Source organism: Marinobacter sp. CP1, from assembly GCF_001266795.1.
Lineage (GTDB): Bacteria > Pseudomonadota > Gammaproteobacteria > Pseudomonadales > Oleiphilaceae > Marinobacter > Marinobacter flavimaris.
Genome location: NZ_CP011929.1, coordinates 3,239,186 through 3,251,773, shown reverse-complemented (window position 1 = coordinate 3,251,773; position 12,588 = coordinate 3,239,186). Strand labels below are relative to the sequence as shown.

12 protein-coding genes are annotated in these 12,588 nt (G+C 58.6%); 5 read left to right on the top strand and 7 right to left on the bottom strand.

What is annotated here, in order from left to right; all coding sequences use genetic code 11:
- Positions 1-51: 51 nt before the first annotated feature.
- Together ACP86_RS15005 and rpoE are read right to left on the bottom strand one after the other, a co-directional pair.
- Positions 52-612: a sigma-E factor negative regulatory protein gene (locus ACP86_RS15005; protein ID WP_053114628.1), complete on the bottom strand. Its 561-nt coding sequence runs from the start codon at positions 610-612 to the stop codon at positions 52-54.
- 15 nt (positions 613-627) lie between these two features.
- Complete coding sequence (rpoE, locus tag ACP86_RS15000) at positions 628-1,314, bottom strand: RNA polymerase sigma factor RpoE (protein ID WP_008176207.1); 687 nt, start codon at positions 1,312-1,314, stop codon at positions 628-630.
- A 134-nt stretch (positions 1,315-1,448) separates the two neighbouring features.
- Here rpoE and nadB point away from each other — a divergent pair, with 134 nt between their 5' ends.
- From nadB to ACP86_RS14975, 5 genes are all read left to right on the top strand, one after another.
- Positions 1,449-3,053, top strand: coding sequence for an L-aspartate oxidase (gene nadB, locus ACP86_RS14995; RefSeq protein ID WP_008176209.1), 1,605 nt, complete (start codon positions 1,449-1,451; stop codon positions 3,051-3,053).
- Positions 3,054-3,092: 39 nt separating this feature from the next.
- Complete coding sequence (locus ACP86_RS14990) at positions 3,093-3,365, top strand: succinate dehydrogenase assembly factor 2 (RefSeq protein ID WP_014576278.1); 273 nt, start codon at positions 3,093-3,095, stop codon at positions 3,363-3,365.
- Positions 3,349-3,813 (top strand): hypothetical protein, encoded by a 465-nt coding sequence (locus ACP86_RS14985; protein WP_053114627.1) that lies wholly within the window; start codon positions 3,349-3,351, stop codon positions 3,811-3,813. Before ACP86_RS14990 ends, ACP86_RS14985 begins: the two co-directional genes overlap by 17 nt.
- A 21-nt stretch (positions 3,814-3,834) precedes the next feature.
- Entirely contained in the window at positions 3,835-4,830 is a 996-nt protein-coding gene (locus ACP86_RS14980; RefSeq protein WP_053114626.1) for a YgfZ/GcvT domain-containing protein, read from the top strand.
- Between the two features lie 110 nt (positions 4,831-4,940).
- Complete coding sequence (locus tag ACP86_RS14975; protein ID WP_014576275.1) at positions 4,941-5,774, top strand: HDOD domain-containing protein; 834 nt, start codon at positions 4,941-4,943, stop codon at positions 5,772-5,774.
- A 158-nt stretch (positions 5,775-5,932) separates the two neighbouring features.
- On the opposite strand, the gene ung is transcribed toward ACP86_RS14975, so the two are convergent.
- The 5 genes from ung to thrC all read right to left on the bottom strand — a co-directional run bounded on the left by ung (position 5,933) and on the right by thrC (position 12,588).
- Positions 5,933-6,667, bottom strand: a complete 735-nt coding sequence (gene ung, locus ACP86_RS14970) for a uracil-DNA glycosylase (RefSeq protein WP_053114625.1) — start codon at positions 6,665-6,667, stop codon at positions 5,933-5,935.
- A gap of 3 nt (positions 6,668-6,670) precedes the next feature.
- Positions 6,671-8,206, bottom strand: a complete 1,536-nt coding sequence (gene lysS / locus ACP86_RS14965) for a lysine--tRNA ligase (protein WP_053114624.1) — start codon at positions 8,204-8,206, stop codon at positions 6,671-6,673.
- A 51-nt stretch (positions 8,207-8,257) separates the two neighbouring features.
- Positions 8,258-9,353, bottom strand: a protein-coding gene (gene prfB / locus ACP86_RS14960; RefSeq protein ID WP_099045589.1) for a peptide chain release factor 2 whose coding sequence is annotated in 2 segments (ribosomal slippage) — positions 8,258-9,280 and positions 9,282-9,353 — 1,095 coding nt in all. Because the reading frame shifts where the segments join, the coding sequence is not laid out codon by codon here.
- A gap of 94 nt (positions 9,354-9,447) precedes the next feature.
- Positions 9,448-11,181, bottom strand: coding sequence for a single-stranded-DNA-specific exonuclease RecJ (gene recJ / locus ACP86_RS14955; RefSeq protein ID WP_053114623.1), 1,734 nt, complete (start codon positions 11,179-11,181; stop codon positions 9,448-9,450).
- A 6-nt stretch (positions 11,182-11,187) separates the two neighbouring features.
- Positions 11,188-12,588: a threonine synthase gene (thrC, locus tag ACP86_RS14950; RefSeq protein ID WP_014576270.1), complete on the bottom strand. Its 1,401-nt coding sequence runs from the start codon at positions 12,586-12,588 to the stop codon at positions 11,188-11,190.

Here is a 12,588-nt window from a genome sequence, read left to right as displayed (position 1 = left end):
GGGACAACATTAATGAAGACTTGAGGCATGATTAAACTCTCGCTCCGGGGTTCAGTAGCCGGCACCATTGGCACTGACCAGACGGGCATAGCCGACGGCGCCCCGCCCGGCGCCAACACTGTTGTGCTGTGCGTGTTCCAGCAGGTAGCGACTCATATACTCCCACTGTTCCTCATCAAGACCCTGCAGGGCAATTTCCCTGACCGGCTGGTCCTGCACAGGCGTTTCTGGTGCAGCTGCGGTCACCGGCTGAACCGGCCCGGTCGCGGATGAATCCCAACCGGCACCAGCACCGAACCCGACCAGCAGCGCCATGGCAACCATGGCGGCAGCCGGCCAGTGCCAGCGGCCGGACCTGCTGGCCTGTACGGCAGCTTCAGGCCTGACCGCGGTGGTGCCCCGCCCGTCAAGCCGTTCACGGACGCCCACACTGACGTCCATACCATGGGCCGGCGAGTGGCCGTCATGCATAAGGTCGCGAACATCCTGCCAACGCTGCCACTGCGCCCGAACCTCGTCCTGGCGATCGTGGGAAAGCAGGCGACGTACCGAAAGTTCGTCAGCTTCGTCGTCCATCATGGCGGACAGTGTTTCTCTGAGACGATCATCCATGGGATGCAACCTCAATTACGTCACCGAGTGATTGAGTAAAGGCCCGAGATGCCGATCAACCGCATCCCGGGCCCTGAATATTCTTGAACGGACAGTACCGATCGGGCACTCGAGGATACCCGCGATATCCTCATAGCTAAGCCCATCGTATTCCCTGAGCAGAAAGGCAGAGCGCAGCTCCTCAGGAAGCTGGGCGATCGCCTTGTTCAATTCTTTCTGGAGCTGTTCCCGTTGCAGGAGCCGTTCAGGCGAAGCGGTGTCACGCAGCCGTGAACCGTCATCGAAATTCTCCGCTTCCGCCGAGTCGGCACTGCCCTGCGGCCGCCGGCCGCGGGATTCCAGGTAATTCTTCGCGGTATTGACGGCAATCCGGTACAGCCATGTATAGAAGGCGCTGTCCCCGCGGAAGCGCTCGATCGCCCTGAACGCCTTTACGAAGGTCTCCTGGGTCAGATCCATGACTTCCTGACTGTCGTAGACGTACCGACTGATAATTGATGCGACTCTGGATTGGTACTTGACCACCAGAAGATCGAAGGCGGCGCGATCACCATTACGGACCTTGCGCACCAGCTGCAGATCCGTCTGGCTGTCCGGGTGATCGCCCTGTTGTTTCTCTGTATCAGGAGTCATGGACTGGTTGCCGGGGTTCCCTGATTTGATGGCCAGCTGTCCGGCCTGTACCAAGTTTCGCTGCGTCATTGATGCTATCCGGCGTCCGTTCATGAAACGGGCTAGACCACCGGTCAGGCGGCTCACCCTGTCAGGCCAAATAGACAGCAAGCGTAAAGTTTAGTTCAATACACGTCCACATTATGGCCTGCGATAACGACCCGATGCCACAGTCCTTCGAATACGATGTTCTCATTATCGGCAGTGGTGCTGCCGGCCTTACCGTCGCGCTCAATCTGCCAGAGCACCTGAAGGTCTGCGTGGTGAGCAAGGCCCAGATCAGCAGTGGCGCCACGCTCTGGGCACAAGGCGGTATCGCCGCAGTTCTGGATGATCAGGATTCCACCGAAAACCACATCTCCGACACCCTCAATGCCGGCGCCGGCCTGTGCCATGAGGACGCCGTGCGGTTCACGGTCGAACATGGCAGGGAAAGCATCAACTGGCTGATCGATTCCGGTGTCGATTTTACGCGGGATCAGGACGCCCACTACCACCTGACCCGTGAAGGCGGCCACAGTCATCGGCGCATCATTCATGCAGCCGATGCCACGGGGCATGCGGTCTCAACCACCCTCACCTCCCAGGCAGAGGCACGACCAAACATAGAACTCATGTCTGGTCGGGTGGCTGTGGATCTGATCACCAATCGCAAACTGTCCCTGCCGGGAAACCGATGCGTCGGTGCCTACATCCTGAACCTTGAAGACAACCATGTAGAGCTGTTCCGGGCACGATTCACAGTGATTGCCACCGGCGGCGCCTCCAAGGCCTACCGCTACACAACCAATCCGGACGGCGCTTCCGGAGACGGGATTGCGATGGCCTGGCGGGCCGGTTGCCGGGTGGCAAACATGGAGTTCAACCAGTTTCACCCCACATGCCTTTATCACCCCCACGCCAAATCCTTCCTGATCACGGAAGCCGTGAGGGGCGAGGGTGGCCTGCTGAAACTGCCGGATGGTTCCCGGTTTATGGATCGCTTTGACGAGCGTGGCGAGTTGGCGCCCCGTGATATCGTTGCCCGGGCCATTGACCACGAAATGAAACGACTGGGCGCTGATCATCTCTACCTGGACATCAGCCACAAACCCGCCGACTTTATAAAGCACCACTTCCCCACCATCTACGAGAAGTGTCTGGGCTTCGGTATCGATATTACCCGGGAGCCCATTCCCGTGGTTCCAGCCGCTCACTACACCTGTGGCGGAATCATGAGCGATGAACGTGCCCGAACCGATGTTAACCAGCTCTACGTGGTCGGCGAGGCTGCCTTCACCGGGCTCCATGGGGCCAACCGAATGGCCAGCAACTCCCTGCTGGAATGTCTGGTTTATGGCCGTGCGGCTGCAGCGGATATTGCCCGCCGGGAAGCCGACATTCCACCACCGCCAGAGGCACCAGACTGGGATGAAAGCCAGGTGCGGGACTCCGATGAAGACGTGGTAATCTCCCACAACTGGGACGAGCTTCGCCATTTCATGTGGGACTACGTCGGCATTGTGCGGACCACCAAGAGGCTGCAGCGGGCCAAGCACCGGGTGGATCTTTTGTCTGCGGAAATCGGCGAGTTCTACAGCAACTACCGTGTCACCAATGACCTGCTGGAACTTCGGAACCTGGTCACCGTGTCTGATCTCATCATATGTTCGGCACTGCAGCGCAGGGAAAGCCGAGGGCTGCACTACACTCTCGATTATCCAGGACTGATCAATGAGGTGCGTGATACCGTGCTGGTTCCCACCACCTACCGTACACTCGCGCCCTGAACTAACACCGTTTTTACAAAGGATTCAATGGTAAACACTATGTCAGAGACACCTGCATCGTCTGAAAAAGCAGAATTCAACCGCCTCTGGTGGCATAGCCGTAGAGGCATGCTGGAGCTGGACAACCTTTTGATTCCCTTCATGGAAGAGGCCTTCCGCGATCTGGACGCTGAAGACCAGGCCCGCTACAAGAAACTGCTCACCTGCGAAGATAACGACATGTTTGAGTGGTTCATGCAACGCAGCCGCCCGGCCGATCCCGATCTTCAACGCATGGTCGACATCATTCTCAAACGTGTCCAGCCGGATTGAACTAACGCTCACGCCCTCCCTGCTGGTTGGCCGGCTTGCGGTACTGCCATGGGTTTTGCTGCTGGCTTTCCTGTTGATGGCGCTGCTGGCAGGCAAATTCTGGCTTCTCGTTGCAATCCCCATTGCACTGTGGGGCGCCGCCCTGCAGTATCGGTCAAACGGGTTACTTCTGGGCTGTGGTTCCGTGAGTGGTCTCCTGATCGAACACGATAAAATGTATGCCAGAATCGGAGACAAGCAGAGGGTAGAGGTTATTCCACTTGCCTCCAGCCGGATCTGGTCAGGCCTGGCACTCTTGAAACTTCGGCCTGCCGGCACCAGATTCCGCTCATACACTTCACTCCTGCTGGCACCAGTACCCGGAAGCCCGGGCAATGTTCCGGCGGAGGATTTCCGTCGTCTCAGGGTCTGGCTCAGACTGGGCCGCCCCCGGCGATCATCTCACTGATTCAATAACCTGGAGTACGCCATGACCGACACAGACGCTTCTGTATCTGCCGTTGCAGAGTATCCCCTGCCGGACAACGGTTGGGCGGATCTCGACAACCGCTTAGTGGTATGCGTCAGCGGCCCGGGCACCGACAAGTTTCTTCAGGGCCAGTTCAGCCAGAACCTCGATGAGGTAATCCCGGAGTATTCGCCGCGCGCGGCCGCAGCAACGCCCAAGGGACGTGCCTACTGCCTCACACGTATGGTCCGTTCGGGCGGCGATATCCTGATGGACTTTCCCGCCGAACTCGCTGACGACATCATCAGCCACTTGCGCAAATATCTGATGCTGTTTCGTGGAACCACCATGGAGGTAGTTCAGGAAACGAAGATTATAGGGATTCTGGGCAACGGCCTGGCAGAAACGCTCGCCGGAAAGCCACTGGATTCTCTGAAGGAGCCCGGGGACGCCTGCACGCTCCCTGACGGCATCCTCGTGAAAACGCAATCGACAGCCGAGGGCACACCCCGCTTCGAGCTCTGGCACACTGAAGAGGGCGAAGCAGCACTTCCCGCCAGCGCCCGTATGTCGGCGGCCGACTGGCAGGCCTCCGAAATCGCAGCGGGCGTCGCCTCCCTGACTACCGCCACACAAGAGTCCTTCGTGCCTCAGATGCTGAACTGGCAGCATGTGGGCGGCGTGCATTTCAAGAAAGGCTGCTACACGGGTCAGGAAGTGATTGCCCGCATGCACTTCCTCGGGCAATTGAAAAAGAGCCTTTTCCGCTTCCGCATTGAACAGTCAGAAGACCTGCCAACCCCCGGAACCGCATTGTTTGCCGGCGAGCGGTCAGTCGGAGAAGTGGTCAACGCGATCAAATACCGCGACGGCAGCGTTGAATTACTTGCGGTAGTTCGCCACGATGCCGCTGAAAACGCCTTGCATCCGGAGGGCCTGTCACAGGTGACGCTGGAGCCAATGCCGCTGCCCTACCCGGTGCCCGAAAGGGAAAAAAGCGCACAATCAGATACATAAGTTGACAGGCAAACGCGCCAGAATTTGCTATTTTGCTATGTAATAGCTCACATGTTTGATTATTCCGGCAGGGCCATCAGCCGGAACCTACACGCGGACCTCTACTGACCATGTCGAATATTGTCGAAACCATCAAAGCCGATCTCAACGCTGCCATCGAAAACGATAAGCTGGTGCTGCCCACCCTTCCGGAGGTGGCCCTTCAGGTCAGAGATATTGCGCAATCCGAGGATTCTTCAATCGCCGATCTGGTCAAGGTCATCAGCAATGACACGGCGCTTTCCGCACGCATCATCCGGGTAACCAACAGCCCGCTGTTTCGCGGCAGTCGCGCCATCGAGAACCTGAACATGGCGGTCAGCCGACTGGGCATGGCCTACACCAGCAACCTGGCCATGGGCCTGGCCATGGAGCAGATGTTCCAGGCCACGTCCGACATGATCGACAAGCGCATGCGCGCTACCTGGCAGACCAGTACCGAAGTCGCGGGCGTGTGCCATGTTCTGGCGCAACACTACACGAAACTCAAGCCCGACCAGGCTACCCTTGCAGGTCTGGTGCATCTGATCGGTGTTCTACCCATCCTGCGTTATGTGGAAGATCAGGATATCCAGATCAGCAGTATCATGCTGGATAACGTGGTCGATGAGCTGCATCCCAAGATCGGGGCGACCATCCTCAAGAAGTGGGATTTCCCGAAAGAGCTCCAGAACGTTCCCCTGGAATACGCCAACTTCAACCGGGAAGTTCCGACGGCCGACTATGCTGATCTGGTGATGGTGGCCAATCTGCAGCTGGTTGCGGGGTCAGAGCACCCCTGGAATGAAATGGACTGGACGAAGATTTCGGCGTTTGATCGTCTTGGCTTGGATCCGAATATCGACATGAGCGAGGAAGAGGATCTGAACGCTCAGATGGAAGCGGCGATGGCGCTGCTTCAGTAATTTTTTGCCTCTGGGAGTTTGACCGCCCGTCTTCAGGATGGGGTCAGGCTCCCAAAACACGCTGTGAATACTTCCCTGTACGCTCGGCTCCGCCATCCATGGCTCCGCACGGTTTTGGGAGCCTGACCCCATCCCGAAGACTACTTGCGGACATGCCCTCAGCTCTTCTTGTATCTCTCGATCAGCTCAGCTTTGCTTGGCAACGCCCAGTTAACGGTGGGCTTTCCCTGCTGCTCCAGCCAGTCGTTGGCCTTTGAGAAGTGCTTGCAACCAAAGAAGCCCCGGTAAGCACTCAGGGGTGACGGGTGAGGGCCGTCCAGGACCAGGTGTTTGGAGCGGTCGATGTGTTGGCCTTTCTTTTTGGCGTAGCTGCCCCAGAGCAGGAATACCACGCCTTCCCGTTCCCGGTTGATGGTTTCGATGACTTTGTCGGTGAAGGTTTCCCAGCCTTTGCCCTGGTGGGCGCCGGCCTGGCCCTGAACGACGGTTAAAACGCTGTTGAGCAGCAGTACGCCCTGCTCGGCCCAGGGCTGCAGGCAGCCGTGGTCCGGGGGAGCGATACCCAGGTCGTCCTGTATTTCCTTGAAGATGTTCACCAGTGAGGGCGGGATGGCCACGTTCGGGCGCACGGAGAAGCACAGGCCGTGGGCCTGGCCGGGACCGTGGTAAGGGTCCTGGCCTAGAATGACCACTCTCACGTTATCCAGTGGCGTGCTGTTGAGGGCGTTGAAGCAGTGTTGGCTGGCGGGAAACAGGACTTTTCCGGCCTGTTCCTCGGCGGCGAGGAATTCCGCCAGGCCCTGCATGTAGGGCTGGCGGAATTCTTCCGCGAGATGTTCTTTCCAGCCCCGGTCGGGCCTGAGCTGGCTGGCCAGTACCTCAACCGGGCTCATGGATCACTCCGCGTCTTTACGGCTGTCGGCCTTGTGCTCGGGGCGCATGGCCGGGAACAGGATAACGTCGCGGATTGATGCGGAGTTGGTCAGCAGCATGGCCAGCCGGTCGATTCCGATACCTTCACCGGCGGTGGGCGGCAGGCCGTATTCCAGGGCCATCACGTAGTCTTCATCGTAGAACATGGCTTCGTCGTCACCGGCCTCTTTCTCGGCCACCTGGGCCTGGAAGCGCTCCGCCTGATCTTCGGCGTCGTTCAGCTCCGAGAAGCCGTTGGCGATTTCGCGACCGCCCACGAAGAACTCGAAACGTTCGGTGACGAACGGGTTGCTGTCTTTGCAGCGGGCCAGGGGCGACACTTCTTTCGGGTACTCGGTGATAAATGTCGGCTGCATCAGGCGATGCTCCGCCGTCGCCTCGAAGATCTCGATCTGGACTTTGCCCAGGCCCCAACCATCCTTGAGATGAATACCAAGGTTTTTCGCCACCTGGCGGGCACTGGCGTCGTCCGCCAGCTGTTCCGGCTTGATGTCCGGGTTGTAGCGCAGGATGGCGTCGACCACGGTCAGGCGCTCGAAGGCTTTACCAAAATCGTACTCGACGGTTTCTTCGCTGCCATCCGCCAGGGTGCGGGTGTTCACGACGGTCGTCGTACCCAGCACTTTCTGCGTAATGCTGCGCAGCATGTCTTCGGTCAGATCCATCAGGTCGTTGTAGTCAGCGTATGCCTGATAAAACTCCACCATGGTGAATTCTGGATTATGACGGGTGGAAAGCCCCTCGTTCCGGAAGTTCCGGTTGATCTCGAACACCCGCTCAAAGCCGCCGACGACAAGACGCTTCAGGAACAATTCCGGGGCAATACGCAGGTACATGTCGATACCCAGCGCGTTATGGTGGGTCACGAAGGGCCGCGCCGTGGCGCCGCCAGGAATCACCTGCAGCATCGGGGTTTCAACTTCCATGAAGTCCCGGTCGGTGAAGTACTGACGCATGGCGCTGATGATCTTCGAGCGCGCATAGAACACCCGACGACTGTCCTCGTTGACCATCAGATCGACGTAGCGGTGGCGGTAACGGGCTTCCGTATCGGTCAGGCCCTTGTGCTTTTCAGGCAACGGGCGCAGGGACTTGGTGAGCAACACGTACTCGTCCATGGTCACGTACAGATCGCCCTTACCTGATTTGGACAAGGTGCCTCGCACGCCCACGATGTCCCCCAGATCCCAGTGCTTGGTGTCTTTCTGGACATCCTTGGACGCGTAGATCTGGATCCGGCCAGTCATGTCCTGGACCACCTTGAATGCCTTGCGATCGAGCATCATGCGGCCGGCAATGGCCACCTTGATACCGAGGGACTCCAGCTCTTCCTTGGTTTTTTCACCGTATTTCGCCTGCAGTTCGGCGGCGGTGGCGTCACGACGAAAGTCGTTCGGGAAGGCGTTGCCCTGGTCGCGCATTTCTGACAGTTTGGCGCGGCGCTCGGCAATCAGCTTGTTGTCCTCATGCGGTGCGGCATTCTGAGTTTGATCAGTCATTTTGGCTCACTAGGAATCGGGTTGTCCGGGTTAGCGTGGCAAAGGCGCTGGTTACAGCGCCATTTTCAGGCTGGCTTCGATGAACTTGTCAATGTCACCGTCCAGCACCGACTGGGTATTACTGGTTTCTACCTTGGTGCGCAGGTCCTTGATACGGCTGTCGTCCAGAACGTAGGAGCGGATCTGGCTGCCCCAACCGATGTCGGCCTTGGCGTCCTCGGCTTTCTGTTTCTCCGCGTTGCGCTCCTGCATCTCACGCTCAAACAGCTTCGCCTTGAGCTGTTTCATGGCCTGGTCCTTGTTCTGATGCTGGCTTCGACCAGCCTGACAGGCCACGACAATACCGGTGGGATTGTGAGTCAGACGCACCGCCGACTCGGTCCGGTTAACGTGCTGACCACCGGCGCCGGAGGCACGGTAAACATCCACCCGAAGATCCGCCGGATTGATTTCAATTTCGAAGCTGTCATCCACTTCCGGTGACACAAACACGGAAGAGAAAGACGTGTGCCGACGGTTGCCGGAATCGAACGGTGACTTACGCACCAGACGGTGAACGCCGGTTTCGGTACGCAGCCAGCCATAGGCATAATCGCCCTGGATGTGAATGGTGGCACTCTTGATGCCCGCCACTTCGCCCTCCATCAGCTCGACTATCTCGGCCTTGAAGCCCCGGCGCTCGGCCCAGCGCAGATACATGCGCAAAAGCATGTTGGCCCAGTCCTGGGCTTCGGTGCCACCGGAACCGGCCTGTATGTCCAGATAGGCGTTGTTGGCGTCCATTTCGCCGGAGAACATGCGGCGGAATTCAAGCTTCTCGAGCTCTTTATCAAGACCCTCAAGATCTGACTCGATCTCGGCAACGGTGCCCTCGTCCTCTTCTTCTGCAGCAATATCCAGCAGGCCCTCGGCGTCTTCCAGACCGGAGGTGAGGTTGTCGATGGTCTTGACGATCAGCTCAAGGTCCGCGCGCTCTTTGCCCAGAGCCTGTGCCCGCTCCGGGTCGTCCCAGACGCTGGGCTGCTCCAGTTCGCGCTCAACTTCGATCAGTCGTTCACTACGCTGATCATAGTCAAAGATACCCCCTGAGCGCTTCAGTGCGCTCACGAAGCTCTTTAATCTTCGTCACAATGGGATTGATTTCCATGAAACCCTTACTCGCTCTAGAAAATGGAGAGTAAAAACAGAGGCGGGATTCTACCGGAAATCGGTTTGTAAATCAGCCTGCGGGTTTCCGTGAATCAGGCAAGAGGCTCGAGGTAATCCACCAGAAGCTGGAGATTGGTGCGCCCCCGGAAGGTATTGGCATCCGGCTTGTAAACCACCCGAGCACCGGTGCGCGTGTAATCAGGGACTTCCGGCCCGGTATTGAAGGCAATGCCGTCGATGATCCCGCCGCCTTCGACAGGTTGCAACACCAATTTCAGATGGTTTTCGCCGACTATCCGCTGGCTGACCACCCGGAACTCGCCGTCGAACAGTGGCTCCGGAAAATGCTGCCCCCAGGGGCCGGCGCGTTTGAGCAGTGCGGCGGTGTCCAACGACAGTTCACTTGCGCCCAGAGGCCCATCGGTTGTGATCGCCGCCTCCAGATCCTCGGCCGAGAGGGTGTCTCGAACGGCGCGATCGAAGGCCTCGGAAAAGGCATCCAGATCATCCCTGGCGAGGGTCATGCCCGCAGCCATCGCGTGACCGCCAAATTTTTTCATGATCCCCGGATGACGTGAGTCGACCACGGCAAGCACATCCCGGATATGAAGCCCGGGAATGGAGCGAGCAGAACCTTTGATGTCTTCGCCGTTTTCGTCCGGCGCGAAGGCAATGGTCGGTCTATGGGTCTGCTCACGGATACGGGCAGCCAGAATTCCGATAACGCCCTGGTGCCAATCGGTATCGAAAAGCGCAAGCCCCCAGGGCAGTCCATCCAGGTCCAGCGACATTGAAGACAGCAGATCCTGGGCCTGGGCTTTCATGTCTTTTTCTATGGTGCGACGTTCCCGGTTGAAGGTGTCCAACTCCCGGGCCAGGCGCCGCGCTTCATCAGGACTGTCGGCCAGCAGGCAGGCAATGCCGATGCTCATGTCATCCAGTCGCCCGGCGGCATTCAGGCGGGGCCCGACCACAAATCCAAGGTCGGTTGAGCTGATCGCCGTGTGGTCCCGGCCAGCGACTTCCAGCAGCGCCAGGATACCGGGACGGGCCTCACCCTGGCGTATACGGCGCAGGCCCTGCTCCACGAAGATCCGGTTGTTGTGGTCCAGAGGCACAACATCAGCCACGGTACCGAGCGCCACGAGGTCCAGCAGGCACCCCAGGTTAGGCTCGGGATTGGGCAGGCGATTGGTTTCCCGAAGCTGCTTACGCAACGCTGTGAGCACGTAAAACATCACGCCAACACCGGCCGCGTTCTTGCTCAGGAAAGGACAACCCGGTTGGTTTGGATTGACGATGGCATCGGCATCCGGAAGCTCTTCGCCGGCCAGGTGGTGATCGGTCACCACCACTTTCACGCCAAGTTCCTTGGCCGCTCGAACACCTTCAACCGCGGATATGCCGTTATCAACGGTGACCATCAGGTCCGGGAGCTGACCCTCGTCGCGCAGGCGTTCAATAATACCCGGCGTCAGGCCGTAGCCATCTGCAAACCGGCTGGGCACGCGAAAGTCGATACTCTGCAGACCCAGCATGGAGAGTCCAAGCATGGCAACGGCTGTACTGGTAGCACCATCGGCGTCGAAATCGCCGAGCACAAGCACCCGCTGTTGCTGATCGATAGCCTCGGCAAGAAGCTCAACGGCCCGGTCAATACCCCTCAGAGACAGGGGTGAAGCCAGGTGTTTCAGGGTGTAGCTCAGCTGCTCATCAGAGGTAACGCCACGGGCAGCGTAGAGGCGGCGAAGCAAGGGAGGCAGGTTTTGCCCCCAATCCGGAAAGGTATCGGGCTGGGGGCGACGCAGGATCTTTTTTGGTGTCATACCCGATCAGGCGTTTTTCCAGTGCTTGGCAATGAATGCCTGCACACCGTCGATATTGTTATCCAATACGGTATACCGCTCTTCCCGCTCGAACAAGTCGGCCATATGCGCCGGCAGCGGCGGCTCTACACTGACGCCAGACTCTGCCACGGCATCGGGGAACTTGGCCGGGTGTGCGGTACCCAGGGTAATCATTGGCACCGCCTGATCACGGCGGCAGTTGCGCGCTGCACGGACGCCGATGGCGGTGTGAGGATCCAGCAGATATTCGTTCTGCTCGTAGATCTCACGAATGGTGTCGCAGGTGGCCTTGTCGTCCACCGCATCGCTGTCAAAAAGCTTGCGCGCATGCTTCCAGCGATAGTCCTCGATACTGACGGGCCCCTTCGCAGCGTTTTCCAGCAGGGTTTTAACCGCCAGCCCGTCCCGGCCGTGGAGATCAAAGAGCAGGCGCTCAAAATTGCTGGACACCATGATATCCATACTCGGAGACAGGGTGTGTTCCAGTTGGTGCTGCTCGTATTTGTTACCACTCATGAAGCGATGCAGGATATCGTTACGGTTGGTGGCAATGACCAGCTGGGAGATTGGCAGCCCCATCTTCTTGGCAAGGTAGCCGGCAAAGATATCGCCGAAGTTCCCGGTGGGCACAGAAAACGCCATGCTCCGATCCGGACCGCCCAGTGCCAGGGAGGCATGGAAGTAGTAGACGATCTGGGCCATGATCCGGGCCCAGTTGATGGAGTTGACAGCTGCCAGCTGGGTTTTGCCACCCAGGAACGACTGGTTGCCGAAACTCTCCTTCACCATGCGCTGACAGTCGTCGAAGTTGCCACGCACCGCAATGTTGTGGATGTTTTCACCCTGGACGGTGGTCATCTGACGGCGCTGAACCTCTGACACCCGCTGGTAGGGGTGCAGAATGAAAATATCCACGTGCTCGCACCGGCGACAACCCTCAATGGCAGCCGAGCCGGTGTCACCGGAGGTCGCTCCCATGATAACCACGTGCTGCTTGCGCTTTTCCAGAACATAGTCGAGGAGACGCCCTAACAGCTGGAGGGCGAAATCCTTGAACGCCAGCGTCGGACCGCGGAAAAGCTCCATCACCCACTCGTTGGTATCCAGCTGAACCAGCGGGGCCACGGCCTTGTGGGCGAAAACCGAGTAGGTCTCGTCCAGCATCTTGCGGAAATCATCCGCAGGGATAGCGTCATCCACGAACGGGTACATGACGTTGAACGCCAGCTCACTGTACGAAAGCCCGCGCCAGCTCCGGATTTCTTCCAGATCAAAATGTGGCAGGGATTCAGGAACATAGAGGCCGCCATCTGTCGCCAGACCGGTCAGCAGAACATCCTCAAAGCCCAGTGCGGGCGCTTCACCCCGCGTACTGATGTATCTCAC

What these genes read in the sequence shown, in the direction of transcription:
- ACP86_RS15005 (WP_053114628.1), bottom strand. Translation starts at nt 612, where the DNA reads ATGGATGATCGTCTCAGAGAAACACTGTCCGCCATGATGGACGACGAA.
- rpoE (WP_008176207.1), bottom strand. Translation starts at nt 1,314, where the DNA reads ATGACGCAGCGAAACTTGGTACAGGCCGGACAGCTGGCCATCAAATCA.
- nadB (WP_008176209.1), top strand. Translation starts at nt 1,449, where the DNA reads ATGCCACAGTCCTTCGAATACGATGTTCTCATTATCGGCAGTGGTGCT.
- ACP86_RS14990 (WP_014576278.1), top strand. Translation starts at nt 3,093, where the DNA reads ATGTCAGAGACACCTGCATCGTCTGAAAAAGCAGAATTCAACCGCCTC.
- ACP86_RS14980 (WP_053114626.1), top strand. Translation starts at nt 3,835, where the DNA reads ATGACCGACACAGACGCTTCTGTATCTGCCGTTGCAGAGTATCCCCTG.
- ACP86_RS14975 (WP_014576275.1), top strand. Translation starts at nt 4,941, where the DNA reads ATGTCGAATATTGTCGAAACCATCAAAGCCGATCTCAACGCTGCCATC.
- ung (WP_053114625.1), bottom strand. Translation starts at nt 6,667, where the DNA reads ATGAGCCCGGTTGAGGTACTGGCCAGCCAGCTCAGGCCCGACCGGGGC.
- lysS (WP_053114624.1), bottom strand. Translation starts at nt 8,206, where the DNA reads ATGACTGATCAAACTCAGAATGCCGCACCGCATGAGGACAACAAGCTG.
- recJ (WP_053114623.1), bottom strand. Translation starts at nt 11,181, where the DNA reads ATGACACCAAAAAAGATCCTGCGTCGCCCCCAGCCCGATACCTTTCCG.